This window comes from Acinetobacter sp. CIP 101966, from assembly GCF_000369725.1.
GTDB lineage: Bacteria > Pseudomonadota > Gammaproteobacteria > Pseudomonadales > Moraxellaceae > Acinetobacter > Acinetobacter lwoffii_Q.
Window position 1 is genome coordinate 1639458 of the sequence record NZ_KB850160.1, and the last position, 21128, is coordinate 1660585.

19 protein-coding genes are annotated in these 21128 nt (G+C 46.7%); 8 read left to right on the forward strand and 11 right to left on the reverse strand.

The genetic code is table 11. The features are described 5' to 3' along the window. Window positions 1-83: 83 nt before the first annotated feature. On the forward strand, window positions 84-1391 hold the full coding sequence (locus tag F891_RS14025; RefSeq protein WP_005263945.1) for a homoserine dehydrogenase: 1308 nt from the start codon (window positions 84-86) through the stop codon (window positions 1389-1391). Between the two features lie 56 nt (window positions 1392-1447). Continuing rightward, complete coding sequence (thrC, locus tag F891_RS14030; RefSeq protein ID WP_005248423.1) at window positions 1448-2587, forward strand: threonine synthase; 1140 nt, start codon at window positions 1448-1450, stop codon at window positions 2585-2587. Between the two features lie 57 nt (window positions 2588-2644). Here thrC and F891_RS14035 read toward each other — a convergent pair whose 3' ends face one another. Continuing rightward, window positions 2645-3706, reverse strand: coding sequence for a serine hydrolase (locus tag F891_RS14035; RefSeq protein WP_005249689.1), 1062 nt, complete (start codon window positions 3704-3706; stop codon window positions 2645-2647). Window positions 3707-3925: 219 nt separating this feature from the next. Between F891_RS14035 and F891_RS14040 the strand changes: the two genes are divergently transcribed. The 3 genes from F891_RS14040 to F891_RS14050 are packed head-to-tail and all read left to right on the forward strand — an operon-like array spanning window position 3926 to window position 7588. Beyond that, window positions 3926-4561, forward strand: coding sequence for a response regulator transcription factor GacA (locus F891_RS14040; protein ID WP_004281059.1), 636 nt, complete (start codon window positions 3926-3928; stop codon window positions 4559-4561). A 22-nt stretch (window positions 4562-4583) separates the two neighbouring features. Next, a complete protein-coding gene (locus tag F891_RS14045) occupies window positions 4584-6149 on the forward strand; it encodes a sensor histidine kinase (protein ID WP_004732491.1) in 1566 nt (521 codons plus the stop codon). Window positions 6150-6163: 14 nt separating this feature from the next. Beyond that, window positions 6164-7588, forward strand: coding sequence for a sigma-54-dependent transcriptional regulator (locus F891_RS14050; RefSeq protein WP_005263946.1), 1425 nt, complete (start codon window positions 6164-6166; stop codon window positions 7586-7588). Here F891_RS14050 and F891_RS14055 read toward each other — a convergent pair whose 3' ends face one another. The 4 genes from F891_RS14055 to lptF form a co-directional block, all read right to left on the reverse strand. After that, complete coding sequence (locus F891_RS14055; RefSeq protein WP_005263947.1) at window positions 7589-8761, reverse strand: S41 family peptidase; 1173 nt, start codon at window positions 8759-8761, stop codon at window positions 7589-7591. Window positions 8762-8791: 30 nt separating this feature from the next. Continuing rightward, window positions 8792-10339, reverse strand: a complete 1548-nt coding sequence (gene gpmI, locus F891_RS14060; RefSeq protein WP_005263948.1) for a 2,3-bisphosphoglycerate-independent phosphoglycerate mutase — start codon at window positions 10337-10339, stop codon at window positions 8792-8794. A gap of 124 nt (window positions 10340-10463) precedes the next feature. After that, window positions 10464-11534 carry an LPS export ABC transporter permease LptG gene (lptG, locus tag F891_RS14065; protein WP_004281054.1) on the reverse strand — a complete coding sequence of 357 codons (1071 nt, stop codon included), beginning with the start codon at window positions 11532-11534 and terminating at the stop codon, window positions 10464-10466. Window positions 11535-11536: 2 nt separating this feature from the next. Continuing rightward, entirely contained in the window at window positions 11537-12637 is a 1101-nt protein-coding gene (gene lptF / locus F891_RS14070; protein ID WP_004281053.1) for an LPS export ABC transporter permease LptF, read from the reverse strand. Between the two features lie 156 nt (window positions 12638-12793). Here lptF and F891_RS14075 point away from each other — a divergent pair, with 156 nt between their 5' ends. The 3 genes from F891_RS14075 to F891_RS14085 are packed head-to-tail and all read left to right on the forward strand — an operon-like array spanning window position 12794 to window position 15298. Then, window positions 12794-14242, forward strand: coding sequence for a leucyl aminopeptidase (locus tag F891_RS14075; RefSeq protein ID WP_005263951.1), 1449 nt, complete (start codon window positions 12794-12796; stop codon window positions 14240-14242). Then, a complete protein-coding gene (locus tag F891_RS14080) occupies window positions 14235-14642 on the forward strand; it encodes a DNA polymerase III subunit chi (RefSeq protein WP_005263953.1) in 408 nt (135 codons plus the stop codon). The genes F891_RS14075 and F891_RS14080 overlap by 8 nt, the downstream gene beginning before the upstream one ends. 26 nt (window positions 14643-14668) lie before the next feature. Next, window positions 14669-15298 (forward strand): cell division protein BlhA, encoded by a 630-nt coding sequence (locus tag F891_RS14085; RefSeq protein ID WP_004281050.1) that lies wholly within the window; start codon window positions 14669-14671, stop codon window positions 15296-15298. A gap of 61 nt (window positions 15299-15359) precedes the next feature. Here F891_RS14085 and F891_RS14090 read toward each other — a convergent pair whose 3' ends face one another. The 6 genes from F891_RS14090 to F891_RS14115 form a co-directional block, all read right to left on the reverse strand. Beyond that, complete coding sequence (locus F891_RS14090; protein WP_004281049.1) at window positions 15360-15905, reverse strand: VTT domain-containing protein; 546 nt, start codon at window positions 15903-15905, stop codon at window positions 15360-15362. Window positions 15906-16014: 109 nt separating this feature from the next. Then, window positions 16015-16674: a riboflavin synthase gene (locus F891_RS14095; RefSeq protein WP_005263955.1), complete on the reverse strand. Its 660-nt coding sequence runs from the start codon at window positions 16672-16674 to the stop codon at window positions 16015-16017. Between the two features lie 22 nt (window positions 16675-16696). Then, window positions 16697-17989 carry a DNA adenine methylase gene (locus F891_RS14100; RefSeq protein WP_004644908.1) on the reverse strand — a complete coding sequence of 431 codons (1293 nt, stop codon included), beginning with the start codon at window positions 17987-17989 and terminating at the stop codon, window positions 16697-16699. Further along, the gene (ribD, locus tag F891_RS14105; protein ID WP_005263957.1) at window positions 17986-19074 is read right to left on the reverse strand and encodes a bifunctional diaminohydroxyphosphoribosylaminopyrimidine deaminase/5-amino-6-(5-phosphoribosylamino)uracil reductase RibD; all 1089 of its coding nucleotides are present in this window, start codon (window positions 19072-19074) and stop codon (window positions 17986-17988) included. Before ribD ends, F891_RS14100 begins: the two co-directional genes overlap by 4 nt. A gap of 2 nt (window positions 19075-19076) precedes the next feature. After that, window positions 19077-19541, reverse strand: a complete 465-nt coding sequence (gene nrdR / locus F891_RS14110; protein ID WP_004281044.1) for a transcriptional regulator NrdR — start codon at window positions 19539-19541, stop codon at window positions 19077-19079. Window positions 19542-19681: 140 nt separating this feature from the next. Then, a complete protein-coding gene (locus F891_RS14115; protein ID WP_005263959.1) occupies window positions 19682-21094 on the reverse strand; it encodes an ammonium transporter in 1413 nt (470 codons plus the stop codon). Window positions 21095-21128: the final 34 nt, after the last annotated feature.

Sequence of the window (21128 nt, forward strand, 5' to 3'; positions counted from 1 at the left end):
TTCTGAAATGACCCTAGAGTCAGGCGGGTTTTTTAGCTATGATCTAGGCTCTTGTAAAAAACTGTTTATATTTGGAGTGTGACGTGAAACCAGTTCGTCTGGCAATCCTCGGTCTTGGTACTGTAGGTGGTGGTGCCTTGAAACTATTAAAAGAAAATGCTGCTGAGATCAAACGTCGCACCGGTCGTGAAATTGAAATTACCCATGTAGGCACCCGTCGTCCACGTCCTGATCTGGATCTGCCAGAATCGGTCAAACAAAGTGCTGATTTGATGGACATCGTGCGTCAACCTGATGTAGACGTGGTGGTTGAAGTCATGGGCGGAATTCATCCTGCCTATGAAGTCATCATGGAAGCCATGAAACATGGCAAACATATTGTAACCGCCAACAAAGCACTCTTGGCTGAACACGGTAATGAACTGTTTAAAGCGGCTGAAGACAATGCCGTGCAAATTGCCTATGAAGCCGCAGTGGCTGGTGGCATTCCAATTATTAAAGTGATCCGTGAAGGTTTGGCAGCCAACAAGATTGAATGGCTGGCCGGTATTATTAACGGCACAGGTAACTTCATTCTTAGTGAAATGCGTGAAAAAGGCCGCGCTTTTGAAGATGTGCTGAAAGAAGCGCAAGAACTGGGTTATGCCGAAGCCGATCCGACCTTTGACGTGGAAGGCATTGACGCAGCACACAAGCTGACGATTCTGGCCTCATGTGCCTTTGGTATTCCACTTCAGTTTGACAAAGTCTTTACTGAAGGCATTGGCAAAGTCACGGCACAAGATGTGAAATATGCCGAAGACCTCGGTTTCCGGATTAAACATCTGGGCATTGCACGCCGTACTGATGCCGGGATTGAACTCCGTGTACACCCGACCCTGATTCCAGATGACCAGCTAATTGCCAATGTCAATGGTGTGAAAAATGCGGTTCTGGTACAAGCCAATGCGGTTGGCCCAACACTGTACTATGGTGCTGGCGCGGGTGCTGGACCAACAGCTTCTGCGGTGGTTGCCGATGTCGTCGATATTGTCCGCGACATCATTTACACAGAAGACGGTGCAGGCACCATTCCACAACTGGCTTTCGAAGCGCTCAGTGATTTACCGATCTTGAGTCGTGAACAAATGACTACCGGCTATTACATCCGTATTAATGCCGAAGATCAGATGGGCGTGCTTGCCGATGTCACCACGATTTTAAGCCGTGCCGGCATTAGTATTGATGCGATCATGCAGCAACCGCGTTTATCCAAAGACCTTATTCCTATCGTGATTCTGACTGATCCAGTCAAGGAATCAAAAATGGATGCAGCGCTTTCACAAATTCAAGCATTACCCGTCATTCATGGCGAAATTGTACGAATTCGTTTAGAATCGCTTGATAATTAATCGGGTTGAGGGGAGGATTCCCCTTGCCAAGCTCTACACACAATTGGAACATCATCATGTCGAATGCCAATCGTTATACTGGTTTAGTTGACCGCTATCGCGACCGTTTACCAGTGTCTGCAACTACTCGTGCGATCTCTTTGGGTGAAGGTAATACTCCACTGATCAAGCTTGAGAATATTCCACGCATTATTGGTAAAGATGTTGAAATTTATGTGAAGTACGAGGGCTTAAACCCGACTGGTTCATTTAAAGACCGCGGTATGACTATGGCGGTGACGAAAGCCGTTGAAGAAGGCTCTAAAGCCATCATCTGCGCATCTACTGGTAACACCTCTGCGGCTGCGGCTGCATATGCTGCGCGTGCTGGCATCAAAGCATTCGTGCTCATCCCTGAAGGCAAAATTGCCATGGGTAAAATGGCTCAAGCGATGATGTATGGTGCGATCACCATGCAAATTCGCGGTAACTTTGATGACGGTATGCGTCTGGTTAAAGAAGTTGCCGATCAGGCACCGGTAACGATTGTAAACTCAATCAACCCGTACCGTCTGCAAGGTCAAAAAACCATTGCTTATGAAATCGTTGAAGCTTTAGGTCGTGCACCGGATTATCACTGCCTGCCAGTCGGTAACGCGGGTAACATCACTGCGCACTGGATGGGTTATACCGAAGCGGTTGCCAACCAGTCGAAAGAAGAATTTGAGCAAGTCGTTTACGATGCTGAAACTGATGCTTTCACTGGTCCTAAACCGGCAGGCTTGCCAATCATGGCAGGTTATCAAGCCTCTGGTGCTGCACCGTTCCTTCGTGGCGGTCCAGTAGAAAACCCGGAAACTGTTGCAACTGCGATTCGTATCGGCAATCCGCAAAGCTTCAATCATGCTAAAGCGGTTGTTCGTGATTCAAACGGCTGGTTTGATGAACTGACTGATGCGGAAATTCTTGAAGCTCAACGTCTGCTTTCTATGTATGAAGGTGTATTCGTAGAGCCTGCGTCTGCTGCGTCTGTCGGCGGTGCGATCCGTGACATTAAAGCGGGTAAAATTGCTGAAGGTTCAGTGATCGTATGTACCGTAACGGGTAACGGTCTGAAAGATCCAGACACTGCCATCAAGCAATGTGCTGATGCCGTGATGTTGTCGATTGATGCGACCATGACTCAAGTTAAAGACTCTATTCTGTCGAATATGTAATTTCGGCCAGAATTAAAAAAACCCTGCAAGTGCAGGGTTTTTTTATGAACCAATCAATTAGATTCGTTTAGGTTGCTGGCTAACCCAACTCATTAAACGGGTCGCATCATTGGTACGCGCCTGTGAGCTGTTTGCACCTAAAAGTACCACTGCCACAGGACGGTTATTCAGAGTGGTGTGCATCACCACACAGCGCCCTGCTTCATTAATAAAACCGGTTTTAGAAATATTGATATTCCATCCGCCATTACGTACCAAGGCATTGGTATTATTCGATTTCAATACACGATAACCCAAGTTAAAGTCATAGCTTGGCGTGGTCGAGAACTGACGAATCAGGCCGTATTGAGAGGCCGTATTTACCAAGATTCCCAAGTCACGAGCTGATGCCACGTTACCCGGATGCAAACCTGTTGATTCCATAAAGCGAGTGGAGTTCATTCCCAGCTCTTTAGCTTTTGCATTCATTTTGGCAATAAACGCTGATCGACCACCGGGATAGGTCCGTGCCAAAGCGGCTGCAGCCGGATTCTCGGACTTCATCAGAGCAAACAGTAAAGCTTCAGCACGGTTCATGCTGTCCCCTGCTCTTAAAGTCGAGCTTGAGCTTTTACAGCCTGAACAGGAAAAATCAGCCTGTTGCAGGGTGATTTTTTCCGACATATTCAGACGTGCATCAGAAATCACCACCGCTGTCATCAGCTTGGTAATCGATGCAATCGGATAGGCAGTATTGGTATTTTTGCTAAACAGCACTTCACCGGTTTGCGCATCCATGACCAGTGCAGCCCGTGCATTGACAGAAGGTTGATTACTAAAATGATTGGTATCAATAATCTGCGGCGCAGTATAAGCAGGTTTGATTACTGCTGGCGCTGCTGTGCCGGCCTGACGCAAAGTGGTGGTCACTGTTGCAGACCCGGGTGGCGAAGGCTCATTGGCTGACGCATTAAAATCATCGCTCATTAACTGGTTAACTTCTTCAGAAGACCAACTAATGCTGGAACCGCCCTCTGCCGTGCCAGAATTCATAATGATTTCAGCAAAACTTGTCGTGCTCATGCTGATTAACACGGACAGGCCGAGTAGATGCCTTAAAGACTTGTTTATTTTCTTCACTATTCCTTCACTCAACTAACAGAGGTAAGATTGATTTGCGTATTACCTCTAATATGCCTTACATTTAAACACAATGCCGAACATTTTTTGTTCTTGACACTGTGTGATAAGTTTCAGATTTAATCTTGCGAATAGGATTGCTAATTTTGTACTTTCATTGCAAGCTTATTTTGCTTTATGTAACAAAAAAATGATTTTTTTAACAGAGGGAGAGCGTAGGTGATCACAGTTTTAGTTGTGGACGACCATGAATTAGTTCGTACTGGAATTTGCAGAATGCTAGAAGACCATGCGGAGGTTCAGGTAATTGGACAAGCTGAATCTGGTGAAGAAGCGATCTCTCTAGTTCGTCAACATCATCCTGATGTAGTTTTGTTAGATGTGAATATGCCGGGCATTGGTGGCGTAGAAACCACGCGCCGTCTACTTCAGAGTGCGCCGGAAACCAAAGTTTTGGCGGTTAGCGGTTTAGCAGAAGAGCCTTATCCGTCCCTGTTATTGAAAGCCGGTGCCAAAGGTTATATCACCAAAGGGGCCCCGATTTCGGAAATGGTCCGTGCGATTAACAAAGTCATGCAAGGCGGCAAATATTTCAGTGCAGACATTGCGGAACAGTTAGCAAGCTCTTACCTTTCTGATACACAACAATCGCCTTTTGATGCATTGTCAGAGCGTGAAATGCAAGTCGCGATGATGGTCGTGAATTGTATCAGCGCCCAGGAAATTGCCGACAAGCTCTTTGTGAGTGTTAAAACCGTGAATACTTATCGTTACCGTATTTTTGAAAAACTGAATATCGATAGCGATGTTAAACTGACTCATCTGGCCATGCGCTATGGACTCATTAAACCTTAGCTTTTAACGATTTCCGGTGCATATGGCACAACAAAAAAACTATGCTGAACTGAATCAATACCATCTCGGTATCTGGTACAGCGCTTATCGTCTGCTGATCAGCACCGGTTTGTTGCTGATTTTTATGCTGACCTACCCCGAACTCACCACCGATTATCAATACCCGCAGCTGTATTATTATGCACTGGGAATCGGGGTTGCGATCAATACCGTACAGCTGTTTGTGCTGAAATGGATCAGACGCCTGATCCAGCCGCAGCTGATTATGATTTTCTTTAGCGATGTCTGCGTTTTAAGTTTGCTGACTTTGGCGAGCGACGGTCCTAATCTGCAAATTGGGCTGTTGTTTGTGATTACTATCTTTTCTGCATCTTTATTATTAGATGCAAAAAAGGCCTTGGTCGTCACCCTCATTGCAGTCATTAGTGTTATTTATCAGCATTTTATCGGCAGTATTTTTGCGTTTTCTTCACTCAGCAATATCAGTAATAGCGCCCTGCTGGCCTTTTTGTTTTTTGTGGTTTATGGCACTGGACAAATTGCCGTGCGCCGTTTTCAGATTCTGGAAAATTTGAATTTTTCTCAATCGCTGGAACTGCATCGCTTACAGAATATTAACCGCTATATTCTGGAACAGATTGAAACCGGTTATCTGGTTCTGGATGAAAACTATCATGTGGTACTCAGTAATCCTGCCGCCTGTAATCTTCTTGGAATTGAGTCCAAATACGGCCATGAGAAATTTACTTTATCTCAATCACAGCCAGATTTATTTGAACTGATCCATTTTGAAACGCTAGAAAATGGTGAGCGCTTTCAGTTTGAATCCCAGCAAAGTCGCTATAATATTCATGTGCAGGTGCAAAAACTGATTGTGCCGCATCAGACTCTAATGCTACTGGTGTTACAGGATGCCAAAAAACTGAATCAGCAGGTGCAGCAACTTAAACTTGCTGCGCTGGGTCAACTCTCAGCCAGTATTGCCCATGAAATTCGTAACCCCTTGGCGGCCATTGTGCAGGCCAATGATTTGTATCTGGACTCAGAAACTGAACAGCAACAGCTACTCCAGCAGATGATTGGCCGACAGGCGACCCGGATTGACCGGATTATTCAGGACACGCTGAATATGGTCAAAAATAAAGAAACCCACCCGATACCGATTCATCTCAATGAATTTATCCCGTTATTTATCCAGGAAGATCTGGCCGATATTCGCGATCAGATTCAATTTAATATTGATATCCCGCTAGTGATTCAGTTTGATGAAGCACAATTCCGGCAAATCCTGATTAATCTGATTCGTAATGCCATTCGTCACAATTCAGCAGATGCAGCCTATATTCAGCTGAATGTGCATCCTTATGAACATCGGGTCTGGATTGATGTACGGGATTTTGGCTCTGGCGTAGCCGTACATGATCAAGCGCTATTGTTCAAACCCTTTTTTAGCACATCGATTAGTGGTACCGGATTAGGATTGTATTTATCACATAGTTTTTGCGAAGCAAATCAGGCACAATTAAACTATATACAACAAGAACAGGGCGCATGCTTTCGCATCAGCTGTCAACGTATTACGCTTTAAAGGGGTCAAGGAAGATGAATGGGGAACAACAACCACTGGTGCTTTTGGTGGATGATGAGGAAGATTTGTGTACCCTCATGCAAATGTCATTGCTGCGCATGGGAATTCGTACGCACATTGCCCACCGTTTGGAAGATGCTAAAAAATGCCTTGCCAATCATCAATATGATGCCTGTCTGACTGACCTAAACCTGCCCGATGGCAATGGTTTGGAGTTACTGGACTGGATTGGCAGCCTCTATCCGGCACTTCCGGTCGCAGTTCTGACCGCCTATGGCAACATGGAAATCGCCATTGCTGCGCTCAAAGCCGGGGCCTTTGATTTTGTCAGCAAACCGATCAATCAGAAACATCTGGAACAACTCTTACAAAAAGCCCTGAATAAACCGGTGGATTATTCGCATAATAATCCAAATGAAGCGCTTGAACATAAAATGCTGATTGGACAATCCCTGCCGATCCAGCAACTACGTATTACCTTACAAAAAATTGCCCGATCCCAAGCACCGGTTTTTATCACTGGTGAATCGGGAACAGGTAAAGAAGTCGTGGCCAATCTGGTCCATCGCCTGAGTAACCGCAATGAAGGTCCTTTTATTGCGATTAACTGTGGCGCCATTCCGACTGAGTTGATGGAAAGCGAACTGTTTGGGCATAAGAAAGGCAGCTTTACCGGCGCTGCTCAGGACAAACAGGGACTGATTCAATCTGCCCATGGTGGCAGTCTGTTTCTGGATGAAATTGCAGAATTACCGCTTTCTATGCAGGTCAAATTGTTACGTGCCGTACAGGAAAAACGTATTCGTCCACTCGGTTCGGATACCGAAATTGATGTGGATTTCCGTGTGATCAGTGCCACGCATCAGGATCTGGAAGCCTTGGTGCAACAAGGCAAATTCCGTCAGGATTTATATTTCCGTATTCATGTAATGGATCTGACTTTACCGCCATTACGTGAACGCGGTCAGGATATTCTGCTATTGGCCGAACATTTCATTCAGAAGATTTGCCAGGAATGGGGCATTCCCAATAAAAAACTGACCGAACGTAGCAAAGAGTTCTTATTGGGACAATATTATCCAGGTAATGTGCGTGAATTGCGTAATATTATGGAACGCGCGATTACTTTAAGTGATGAAGAGCGGATTGATCTTCAGCATTTGCAGAGTGCACCGCTGCGTCAGGCGCTAAACAGCCCTCAGGAGATGAATACGCTCACCAGCGAGATCATTGCGACCGAAACCCTGATTGCACCTAAAAAGCTGCCTGAAGAGGGTCTAGAACTATATTTGGAAAAGGTCGAGAAAGAAATTTTACTGAATGCGCTGAATCTGACCCATTGGAACCGGACACTGGCCGCCAAAAAACTCGGCATGTCATTCCGTTCCCTGCGCTATCGTTTGAAAAAGTTCGGACTGGATACCGAAGAAGACGAATAATTATTTTTGCAGGAGCAGCAAGTCTGTGACATGTTCCAGATAACTCTCCTCACGCATTTCCTGCTTAAACGGATAGTTGAAATGCGGCTGTACGCCCCGCCCTTCAATCATCTGGCCACTCGGGCTAAAGTATTGCGATACTGTCATCTGTAGAGCCGAACCGTTGCTTAAAGGAAAGAGTTTCTGTACTACGCCTTTGCCATAGCTTTTTTCGCCTACGACCCAGGCACGGTTATGTTCTTTCAGGGCTGCTGTAAACACTTCTGCTGCAGAAGCCGAGCGGTTATTAATCAATACCCCAACTTTCAGATTCTGAAACTCAAAACTCGGCAAGGCCTGAAATTGCTGATTACCTTCAGCGCGGCTTTTGGTCGACACAATCACGCCCTGATTCAAAAATAAATCGGCAGATTCAACTGCAGCCGAGAGTAAGCCACCGGGATTATTGCGTAAATCAAATAGCACGGCTTTTAAGCGCTTGTCGGCATAGCTTTCGATTAGACGTTTGATTTCATTGGCAGTATCTTGCTGAAAAACCTTGACCTGTAAAACCAGAACCTGATTATTGTGCAGGCTCGATTTAATTTCAGTATCCAGTTTGGTATTGCGGACCAGACGAACGGCCGGACTTTGCGGGGAGAGCTGAATCATGAGCGTAGAGCCAACGGCTCCGCTCAATAACTGCCGGACTTGTTCCTGATTCAGGCTATTTAATACCTGATCGTCAATTTTATAAACCGTGACGCCATTTCGAAGTCCCTGCTTGGCTGAATCAGCATCGGAACTCAGTCCCTGAACTACCCATTGCTTCAACCGCGGGTCAAATTGCAGATCAAAATCAATGCTGGCCAGATCACCTTCGGTATATTCACGCAGTTGCTTATAATCTTCAGGCGACAAATAACGGGAATAGCGATCTAAGCCACTGACCAGACCCTGAATGGCCTGTTGAAACAAGGCATCGTCATTTTTATCTTGAATATAATTATCTTTTACGATGCCATAAATTTGTACGAATTCTTGAATGGATGCCACAGGAATTTCGGAATAGACCTGCCCATCCATTTCCATATCATCGAATGCCGGCTCATTTGAACCCGCACCCCAAGCTGAATGACTCAAACACATCAGTAAGCATGGTATTACAACAGACTTCCAGCGTGTTCTTGCCATTCTTTGACCTTTTTAGAATTTTATCGAAAATTATGCATCAAGCTGAATCAGGTTACGACCTTGCATTTCAGCAGGTACCGGAACTTGCATCAGACTTAATAAAGTCGGTGCTACATCTGCCAATACACCGCCTTCTGCGATCGTGGCCTGAGTTGGGCCGACATAAATAAACGGAACCAATTCAGTGGTATGCTGAGTATGTACCTGACCACTGTGATAGTCCTGCATCTGCTCTACGTTACCATGATCGGCAGTCACAATCATATGACCTTTTTGCGCCATTACCGCTTCATAAACCCGGCCCAAACATGTATCAACCGCTTCAACAGCTTTCACCGCAGCATCGAATACACCCGTATGACCGACCATATCACCATTGGCAAAGTTCACCACCAGCAGGTCAAATTCACCTGAATTGATCGCAGCCACCAGCTCATCAGTCACTTCATAAGCACTCATTTCCGGTTTAAGGTCATAAGTGGCTACGTTTGGCGATGGAATCAGGATACGTTTTTCACCTGGGTATTCATCTTCACGGCCGCCGCTGAAGAAGAAAGTCACATGCGCATACTTTTCTGTTTCCGCAATGCGCAGCTGTGTTTTACCCAAATCAGATAAGTATTCACCAATCGAGTTTTTCAACGCTTCAGGCATATACGCTACAGGTGCATCAATCGTGGCTTGATAACGCGTCAGCATGACAAACTTCGCCAAATTCGGCACGACTTTACGTTCAAAACCTGCAAAGTCTTTTTCTACAAATGCGCGAGTCAATTCACGGGCACGATCGGCACGGAAGTTCATGAATACGACGCTGTCGCCATCCTGAATTTTCGCCAGATCGCCAATACGGGTCGCTTTAACAAACTCATCCGACTCATCGGCTGCGTAAGCCTGTTCCAAACCTTCAACTGCGCTGGCAGCTGTACGAACCGCTTCACCTTCAGTCAACAAGCGATAGGCCTGTTCAACACGATCCCAACGGTTGTCACGATCCATGGCAAAATAACGGCCGATCATGGTGGCAATACGACCTTGACCTGGATATTGAGCGAATAAGGCATCGAGTTTTTCTAAAGAAGGTTGTGCGCTTTTAGGCGGCGTATCACGACCATCTAAGAATGCATGTAAATAGACTTGCGCACCGCGTTTTAGCGCTAGCTCTGCCATCGCCACAATATGATCTTCATGGGAGTGCACACCACCTTCAGACAAAAGGCCAAGCAAATGTACTGCCCCACCTGCAGCTTTGGCTTTCTCAACTGCATCGACCAGAACTTCATGTTCAAAGAAGTCGCCCGTACGAATGTCTTTGGTAATCCGGGTAAAGTCCTGATACAGCACACGACCTGCGCCGAGGTTCATATGTCCGACTTCCGAGTTACCCATCTGGCCATCTGGCAGGCCGACATCTTCACCTGAACCCGAGATCAAACCATGCGGATGCTTGTCCTGTATCGCAGTTAAATTTGGTCGTTTAGCTGCTAAAAACGCATTGTCTTCGACCGCTTCGCGATGACCCACACCATCCATAATCACCAAAATGTGAGGGATTTTGCCAGCAGTTGCATCCGTCATAATGAAATACTCTGTTCGTCTACGAATTAATCGCTCTATTTTAGCGAAGTTTATAAAAAGAGGCCATGACCCGTATATGGTTTAAGCCTCTCATGATGATTGATTTGTTCTATTTTCCTGTACCTTAGCGTGCCCGATGCAGCAAGTATCCGCCGATGCCGAACATGATCAGAATCGGAATAAACACGAACCAGGCCGGAGACGGTGCATAGATCAAGCTGGCATAGCCGAGGAAATCCTGCAGATAGAAGAAACCCAGTCCGGCAAATAAAGCTATCACCAGACGAAAACCCATGGATTGCTGACGTAATGGCCCGAAGATAAATGAACAGGCGATCACTACTAGTGCAATCAGGGCAAAAGGCGAGCCGAGTTTTTGCCAGAAGGCCAGCTGATAGGTTTTAGGCACCTGGCTGTATTCATGCATATAGCTCATGAAACTGACCAGTTGACTCGGCGATAAATCTTCAGGATCAATCGTCACCATATGCACATATTTAGGCTGTAATGCTAGCGCTAAAGGTTGCTGTTGCTGCTTAACCAGTGTGGCATTACCATTTTGGAGAATATCGAACTGCTCTGTGTTGTCCAGCGTCCAGGAACCATCTTTAACAAATTGGCCCTGATCTGCCTGCAAGGTACCGCGCAAACGATAGTTCTGGTCAAAGTCCAGCATCTGCACATTTTTCAACTGACCTTGCGAGTTAGCATAATCGATATAAATAAAGCGCTGCCCTTCCCGAGTCCAGTAACCACGAACTTCACCGAGCTGAGCGGCTTTACTGGCACTTTTTACGCTTTTGGCCTGTTCATTGGTATAAGGAATGACCCACTCGCTCAGGGCAAATGACAACACCACCAACAACAGTGCTGAACGGATCACCCACCCGACAATACGCCATAAGCTCACGCCGACCGAACGCATCACAATCAGCTCACTATTCGAGGCTAATGTACCAAGACCTAAAACTGCACCAATCAGTGCAGAAATCGGCAGGATTTCATATAAATAATTTGGTGCGCCCCAAAGCACATATTTCAAGGCATCCCAGGCACCATAACCATCTTTGAGCGAACCAAGCTCACCCAGATAAGTAAATAATACCTGTAAACCCGCCAATACCGCGGTTGCACCCAGCATCGCCAGCGCAGTGGTTTGGGTCACATGTTTTGCAACTATACGACGTGCCAACATTGTTAAGACCTCACTCGCTGAATCTGTTTCTTGATTTTCGGGCCTAATTTCTGTTTACGCGAGAACAAGGCACCCGCAATTGCATAGGCAATCAGAATCAATGGATAGGCCCAAATGCCCATTTCTTCTTTACTGATCCGCGTCTTCACTGCCATCAGGGCCACAATCAGACTGGCAAAAATCATGAGGGCAGGAAATAACTTGAGATATCGACCCTGTCGTGGACTCACTTCAGACAAGGCCACAGCCAGAATCAGGGCAATCAGAATCGCAAAAGGAACAAACACCCGCCAGCCCAACTCACTGGCCACCACAGGATCCTGACGGTTCTGCCACAATTGCGAGGTCGGTAAGGCCTCAACTTCAGTACTGGCAAATTGCGCTTCTTCATCGCTTTCTAAGCGCAGACGATAGCTTTCAAATTCAGCTTGAGTATATTGCGGTGTACCCGGATAGATCTCATAACGGCGTCCATTGACCAAATCCACCACATTGGCAGCATCATTCGGTACTTCAATTCGGGTGGCTTCCTGCGCCAGAATCATCACATCCGGTTTGCCTTCTTTTTCCGCACGCTGATAAAAGAAAATATCTTTTAAATTTTTACGGTCTTCTGACAGGTCACCGGCATAAATGGTATAGGGCCCAGAGGAGATAAATTCTTTCGGTCGCACCAGGTCAAAGCCGGTACGTACCGCCTGACTGGTGGTCAGGGCTTCAAACTGGCGAATGCCCCACGGCGCAGCCCACAGCATCAATCCGGCCTGAGCAATCAAAAACACCAGGGTCATCGGCACCAGTAGACGCGCCAATTGATGCCGACTGACGCCACTGCCATTCATCACGGCCATTTCATGGTCGACATATAAACGGCCAAACACCAGCATCAGTCCAATAAAGAAACCGAGCGGAAGAATCAGGGTCAAGAATTCAGGTAAACGGTAGCCAATAATGCTAAATAAAATGCCTGCATCCAGACGGCCTTGCGCCGCGACACCAAAATACTTGATCAGTCGACCGCCCATCATGATCAAGGTCAATAAGGCAATCACCACCAAGGATGTCGAGACAACTTGCTTGACCAGATAACGCCGAATAATCAAATTAATTCTTCCAAAATAAGGTCCATAAAACGAGTGCTAGTTTACCCGAATAGCAAAAATATAAAACCTAGGCCGCCCTGCCCATTGAAAATCTATTCGGATAAATGTTTCAATGACTGAATGATTTACCCATATAGACAGGCGTGAAAACAGAATATGAAACTTACAATTAATACGTCATTCCCAGAGAATGGATCAAGTCAATCTTTGTTGATTTTAGTTGACTCGGAACAACTTCATAATACAACCGCAACTTATCAAATCAATAATTTAGACACATTAATTGAAGCCTCTCAATTCAAGGCAGCGTTGGCTGAAAGCCTGAGCCTGATTGGTCAGGTGAACCAGTCCAGTCATGCAGCGCTGATTGGTTTAGGCAAGGTCGCTGAACTGCAACCGGCAAAACTTGCAAAAATCGCGCAAACTATTATTCAAGTCACTCAAAAAAAATTCAAACAGATTTCTATAGATCTGACACAACTTCCACAAGAATTCCATTATCTGTTTGCCCTGTTTCTGACTCAGGCCAGCTATGGTTATGATGAATACAAATCCAAGAAGAATGAATTTGTGCTCGAGCAGATCGACCTGATTGCCACTCATAGCGTATTAACCACCGAACAGTTGCAACTGGTACAAGCAGTGCAAAGCGGACAAAACTTGGCACGTGATCTGGGTAACCGTCCGGGCAATATCTGTTTCCCTGAATATCTTGCAGAACAGGCGGTGGCTTTGGCGGCTGAATATCCAGACCTGCTTAAAGTCACTGTGCTGGATGAACAGCAGATGGCGGATTTAGGTATGGGCGCCTTCCTTGCTGTGAGTAAAGGTTCAGAGCGTCCAGGTCGTATTATCAGCATGGAATATCAGTCAGAGCGTAGCGAAGCGCCGGTAGTCTTGGTGGGTAAAGGTATTACTTTTGATACTGGCGGTATTTCACTTAAACCAGGCGCTGGCATGGACGAAATGAAATATGACATGTGCGGCGCAGCATCTGTACTCGGTACGATGCGTGCATTATGTGAATCCCGCTTACCTCTGCATGTGGTGGGGACCATCGCTGCAGCAGAAAACATGCCTTCAGGCAAAGCCACCCGTCCTGGCGATATCGTAACGACCATGAGCGGTCAGACGGTTGAAATCCTGAATACCGATGCCGAAGGTCGTCTGGTGCTGTGTGACACCTTGACTTATGTAAAACGTTTTAACCCTGCTTTGGTGATTGATATCGCAACCTTAACTGGTGCCTGTGTGGTCGCTTTAGGTTCAGTGCTGACGGGTCTGTTCACGCCAGATGATAAACTGGCAGCAGAACTGGAAGCTGCCGGTCAGCACTCCTTTGACCGGGTATGGCGTATGCCGGTACTGGATGACTATCAGGAACAGCTGGATTCACCATTTGCCGACATTGGCAATATCGGTGGGCCAAAAGCCGGTTCTGTGACCGCTGCCTGCTTCTTACAACGTTTTACCCGTGAATATCGCTGGGCACATCTCGATGTTGCAGGTACGGCGTGGAATTCAGGCACAAATAAAGGGGCGACCGGCCGTCCAGTCCCATTATTGATACAGTTCCTGGCGAATCGCGTTCAAAGCAATGGCTAAAGTCAGCTTTTATTTATTTGAAAAAAGCCCTGAACGACAAGTGGACAGCACTTGTCGTTTATGTCGTAAGATTCTGCGTCAGCCGGCGCGGATCTGGTTACTGTGTGCCGATGCCGAATTGCAACAACAGCTGGATGAATGTCTGTGGAGTTTTGACCCAGCGAGTTTTATTCCACATGGTATTGATCAGCCTCAGGCGACGGTCTGTATTTCGGCAACACTACCGCAACAGTCCGACTGGATTATTTTCAATTTTAATCCGGAAGCACTTGAACCTTACGCAAAATTTAGTCACATTATTGAGATCATTGAAAATCATGAAACAGCGAAACAGCTGGGACGTGAAAAATTTAAGCAATATCGTCGTTTAGGTATTGAGCCGGACACCCATAAGCTTTAACCGATATCATCCACAAGGAGAGGCACGTGGCATTAAATGTAGGTCCCGATTTTAAACAGCGCTGGTTAAATGTGCCGGAAGCTGTACGTCAGACCTTTATCGATGACCTCTCTCGGATCTGCGATATTTTAAAGCCAGAAACGTCTTTGGAAGAATGGCAGAGTCGCGACCAACGCTTGCAGCAGGAATCTGAACGCAAGATTGAAGCCGCCTATGCGCAGCGCAAAGCCGAATTAATTGAAGAAGCCCGTATTCGTAAACAGCTCGCGCTTGAAAAAGCCTTGGCCGAGAAACGTGCTGAAGAACAGGCCTATCAAGAACAGCTACGTCATGAGGAACAGCGTAAATTTAGCGAACAGAGTCAGGTGCTTGCTGAAATAAATACGCATCTAGAGGCTGAAGTGCAGCACTATGTCGCACGTTATGCAAAAAATCCTGAGACGACTTTTGATTTTGCCAAAGGTCGCATCCAGATTGAGGACCAGTCCATTTTATCCGAATTAGAAAGTGTGCGTTTACGTCTGGAACTTGAGGCAGAAACCGTGATTGAACAGACCGTGAATGCACTTCGTGAAAAAATGCGTGCGGCAGCCAAAGAAGAAATCGAGTATATGCTGAAAAATTCTGAATTTTCTGATCAGCCACGCAATATTTAAATGATCCTTTCACATTAAAAAAGCCCGAAAATTCGGGCTTTTTTATCTTCTATGTCGCATCTTACAAAAAATCTGCCAGCATAAAGGCAGCATTTCCGAGCAGATAGCCAATGCTTAATAAAGTGCCAATCCAGAGGATGCCACCCGCAATATTATAAAAGCTGAATGTGGCAAAGCTCATATGCGCTGAACCGGCAGCAAAAGGGCCAAATGAGCGGACAAAGGGAATAAAACGTGCGATTAAAATAGTTTTACCGCCATGTTTCATAAAATAGTGGTTGGTTTTCACCATATATTCCGGCTTAAAATAGCGTGAATGTTGATTAAAATATTTTAAGCCAAGAACTTTTCCGGTGTAATAATTCACGCTATAGCCCAGCACCGAAGCAGTGAATAACAACAGCCCCATCGAATGCAGGGTCACCAGATCGCTGCTGGCACATAAAGCTCCCACAGCCAGCAATAGACTGTCGCCGGGCAGGAAAAAGAAAAACACTGAACCGGTTTCTGCAAAAATCACCAGAAACAGGATTGCATAAATCCATACCCCATATTGATCGAGCAATAGCGGCAATGACTGTTCCAAGTTAAGTAAAAAATCGAGCATTCGACCCGTCCACCAAGGCAATATTTGCAAGTTGAACTGCTGATTATCCCGAAAAATAAAAAAACAGTCTAATTTTTCAATCAGACTGTTCAGTAAATCAACATTTCTTTTATTTTAAGAAACCATTTTCAGCCAGAAAATCCATGCTGATTTTTGATTGTTCAGTGGTTTCGGCGGCTTTATCGCCGAGTAATAAACGCTCGATATAACGTGCCAATACATCCACTTCCAGATTGACCTTGCTACCGACTTTCCAGGTACCGATATTGGTACGTTCAGCAGTATGTGGAATCAGGTTCAGACTGATCACACTGCCACGCAAATGATTAATCGTCAGGCTAATACCATCAACTGTAACCGAGCCTTTTTCTGCCAGGTATTTGGCAATTTCAGCAGGCGCAGTCACTTCATAATAAATCGAGCGGGCATCTTCACGAACCAGCGTGATCTCGCCGACTGCATCGACATGACCTGACACAATATGACCGCCAAAACGCGTAGTCGGCAACATGGCTTTTTCAACATTGACAGGTTGACCGGCTTTCCAGGTGCCGAGCGTGGTCCGGTTCAGACTTTCACGGGAAACATCAGCCGCATACCAGTTCTCGCCCCAGTCGATCACGGTCAGGCAGATACCATTGGTCGCGATAGAATCACCCAGATGTACATCGGACATGTCCAGATTAGTCTGGATGCGTAAACGTACATCGCCGCCAACGCTTTGCAGACTTTCGACTTTGCCGAGGCTTTCGATAATACCTGTAAACATTTTTATTTCCTTTTCAATTCTTTTACCAGAGTGCCAACTGGGTACTAACGCCGGTCGTATCGACACCGCCCAACTCTGCATAATGATGCAGCTGGCTGAGTAATTGACGGATCGGTGGACCTGACTTGGCGTGGGTATCGGTAATCACAATAAACTCCAGCACGCGTGCACGTTCAGACTGGCGCTGTTTGCTAACACGATAACGTGGTACATCCTGGGTCAGCAAGGTCACCCGGCCACGTTTCAGGTTGGCCTGCAATAAATCAGTGGCACTGATATTCCCATCTGTTGAATAACTGGTCAGGATGAAACGTGCATTGATGGTGGCCAGCAGGCTCTCATAGGCTTCTTTGGCATATTTAGAGGAGTTGTACTGGCTCGGACGCTCTTTGCGCCATGCCCGGTCAATCCCGCTCTTAAAGCCCTTGGTATCCGGAGTCGGTAAATCGGCCTGATCCCATAAGGTCAGCGCATTCAGCACATGATAATTACTGCTATAAGCATGCTGATTATACGGTGGATCCAGATAAGCTACATCTACTTCAAAGCCGCTCATCTGGTTGGCCAGATGCTGGGCATCGACACACCACATTTCTGCGGCCATTCCCTTTTTCTGATCCGACTCGCAAAAACGGCTTGGAGTCAGCCACAGCAATGATTCAATCCGTTCCAGCGCAGTTTGGGTTTTCCCGCCCCAGCCATGATGAAAGCTTTTGAAAACGCCTGAAGTATTGCTGACAAAACTGGCGGAATACAGCAAGGGTGCCAGCAAGGCAGACATTTCCACATCATCAATTGCACCTTGTGCCTGCCAGGCGGCAATCTGCTGACGGATGGCATCAATACGCATACCGTTACGACGTTTAAAGAACAAACGGTCACGGGCTGGATCATAAATTTCATCATTACGCGGACACAGGTTATGCGTCACCCAGCCTTTAACTTCCGGCAGACGGTTCAGATAATCAATCGCTTTCTGATAGCCACCGAGTTCTTTAAATGCCGGTGCTTCAGTACAGGCCAGTACCGCATGATTCAGCGCATGGCTATACGGCTCCCAGTCATTGGCAATCACACGATAGCCATTCTGACGGGCCAAGCGCGAGACCACGCCTGAACCTGCAAAAAAGTCAGCAAAAATCGGCGCACGACCATCAGCACGGTTCAGGGTTCCCGTACTTTCCAACGCTTCCAGAATTAAATGCAGTAAACGGCGTTTATTGCCCAGATAAGGAACCAGCTGATGGAAAAGATATTCATCGGTGGTACGTGCCGCATGGCGACGTTTATGATAAACCGTAGACTCTGAACTCATAGTGTCTCTTGAAAAGGAATTAGCCTGAAGCGCACGTCATCACCTAAGCGAGTTACATCGCACAGCTTAAATCGGAGTTGTTCGGCCATATGGCTAAATTCTGCATTAAACATGGTACGCGCAGACCGACCCAATAGGGTCGGTGCAACGTAACTGATCAGTTCATCAACCAATTTTTGTTGTAAAAATGCCGTAGATAAGGTCGCCCCTGCTTCCACCAAGACATCATAAATCTGATGCTGCTGAACCAGTTGCTTTAATAATTCTGCTAAAGGCTGTACCGGCAAGTGTAGCACACCCAGGTCTGCAAGCTCTTGACGAAATGGCCCCATGACCATCACTGTTTCAGGTTGCGCTAAAATCTTTGCACTCAGTGGCAGACGTCCCTGACGATCCAGAACAATCCGTTTCGGTTGCACCACGGTCTTGATATCTTCAACAGCATCCAGTTGACGTACATTCAGCTGACAGTCATCAGCAAGGACCGTTTCAATTCCGGTAATCACCGCGCCTGAAATCGCACGCCAATGCTGTACATCCTGACGTGCTGCTACACCGGTAATCCATTTCGATTCACCTGATGCCATCGCGGTACGGCCATCCAGGCTTGAGGCAATTTTTAAACGCACATAAGGCATACCGGTCGCCATGGCTTTCAGGAAGCCTTGATTCAGCTCATGCGCTTCATCTTCACAGATGCCAACGTCTACCTCAATGCCCGCATCTTTCAGGATCTGTACGCCCTTTCCGGCCACTAGCGGATTGGGATCAGGACAGGCCACGACAACTTTAGCCACACCTGCTTCCACCAGACCTTTGGCACAAGGCGGTGTCCGGCCATAATGCGCACAAGGTTCTAAAGTCACATAAGCGGTTGCACCACGTGCCTGTTCACCGGCCTGACGCAGCGCAAAGACTTCAGCATGTGGCTGGCCGGCTTGGGGATGAAAGCCTTCACCAATCACGATGCCATCTTTAACAATGACACAGCCGACATTCGGATTCGGTTTGGTGGAATATTGCCCCTGACGTGCCAACTCAATGGCCCGGCGCATCCAGACTTGATCTTGATTCAGTTCAGCCATAATTATTCTTGTAATTCTCGTTGTTGCATCTGTTCAATCTGATGACGAAAAGCTTCGACATCCTGAAAATCCTGATAAACCGAAGCAAAACGCACATAAGCAACATGATCCAGAGCAAATAAAGACTGCATCACGATTTCACCGATGGTACGTGATTTCACGTCACGTTCACCTAAACGGCGAATCTGTAGCTGAATATCGCTCAGCACGGTTTCAATCTGCTCTTGGGTCACCGGGCGTTTTTGCAAGGCATGCATCAGGGAACGGCGTAATTTGGCTTCATCGAAAGGTTCATTTTTGCCATCCGACTTGATGACGCGCGGCATCACCACTTCATAGCTTTCAAAGGTAGTGAAGCGTTCATTACAACTGACACATTCACGGCGACGACGAATCTGACAGCCTTCAGCTGCCAGGCGTGAATCAATCACTTTACTGTCTGCAGTATTGCAAAATGGGCAATGCATAGCGGTTTAATTGAACAAATCCAGATGGATTCCGAGTGTAGCAAAAATTACAAACTTTGTAGAGTTTTACGCAACATATAGAAAAAAAACAGCCCATTCGGGCTGTTTTACACTATATATTGATTATGGTGTATTTATTATTATTCGACACGTTCGCCATGTTGGCTTAAATCCAGACCCATACGCTCATCATCAGATGCCACACGGATTCCAATGATCAAGTCAATGACTTTCAGGATAATGAAGGTCATGATCGCAGAGTAAGCAATCGTTGCCAGCACACCTTCCACTTGCACCCAAAGCTGATGCATGACATTGGCAGGAGCATTGTCACCCATGATGAATTCGCTGGCAAAGAAGGCCGTTAAAATCGCGCCAACAATACCACCTACACCATGCAGGCCAAAAGCATCTAAAGAATCATCGGCTTTCAATGCGCGTTTCAGTGCAGTAATCCCCCAGAAGCACACCACACCACCGATCAGACCCATCGCCAATGCGCCGCCTACAGTCACAAAACCTGCAGCTGGAGTAATGACCACCAGACCAGCAACTGCACCCGATACGCCGCCCAGTACAGAAGCTTTACCACGTGCCAGTTTTTCAGTGATTAACCAGGAGATAGCTGCTGCCGCTGCTGCGACTTGAGTCACGACCAAAGCATAGCCTGCAGAACCGTTGGCACCTAATGCAGAACCACCGTTGAAACCGAACCAGCCTACCCAGAGTAAAGATGCACCGACCACAGTAAGCGTCAGGTTATGCGGTGCCATAGATTCACGGCCCAAGCCCATACGTTTGCCTAACATATACGCTGCGACCAGACCGGCAACACCCGAGTTGATATGTACAACCGTACCACCGGCAAAATCAAGCGCACCATCGTTAGCTAACCAGCCGCCACCCCATACCCAGTGGGTAATTGGCGCATAGACAATCACCACCCAAAGTGCGATGAAAGTAACGAAAGCACCAAATTTCATACGTTCTGCAATCGAACCGCTAATGATGGCAACCGTAATGATGGCAAAAGTCATTTGGAAAATCACAAACAGGATTTCAGGAATCGTGCCTGAAAGCGCCTCTGTGGTGATACCAGCCAGCATGAACTTATCCAGACCACCTATAAAGGCATTACCTTCACCGAAAGCGAGGGTATAACCAATAATCACCCAGGCAATACTGACCACCGCCGCAGCAATAAAGCTATGTGCCATCGTCGCCAGAACGTTTTTCTTGCGGACCATACCGCCATAAAATAGCGCCAAGCCAGGAATAGTCATGAGTAAAACTAGAGCGGTAGAGGTTAAAACCCAGGCGGTATCGCCGGTATCTAGCGTTAGTTCTTCTTCTGCAGGCGCTGCAGCTTCAACTGGCGCTGCTTCAGCAATTGCTGCTGTAGTGTCTGTTGTTGTATTTGTTGTATCGCCTGCTTCTTCAACAAGCACAATTTCTTCTGTCGGTGTTGTTGCTGTTGCAGCTTCTTCAGCCCATGCAACAGAACCACCAAAAAGAGCGCCGGCCATGCCGAACGCGAGTAGCATTTTTTTCATTCGTATCCCCCAACCAAGTTTTTGTGAGTTATTA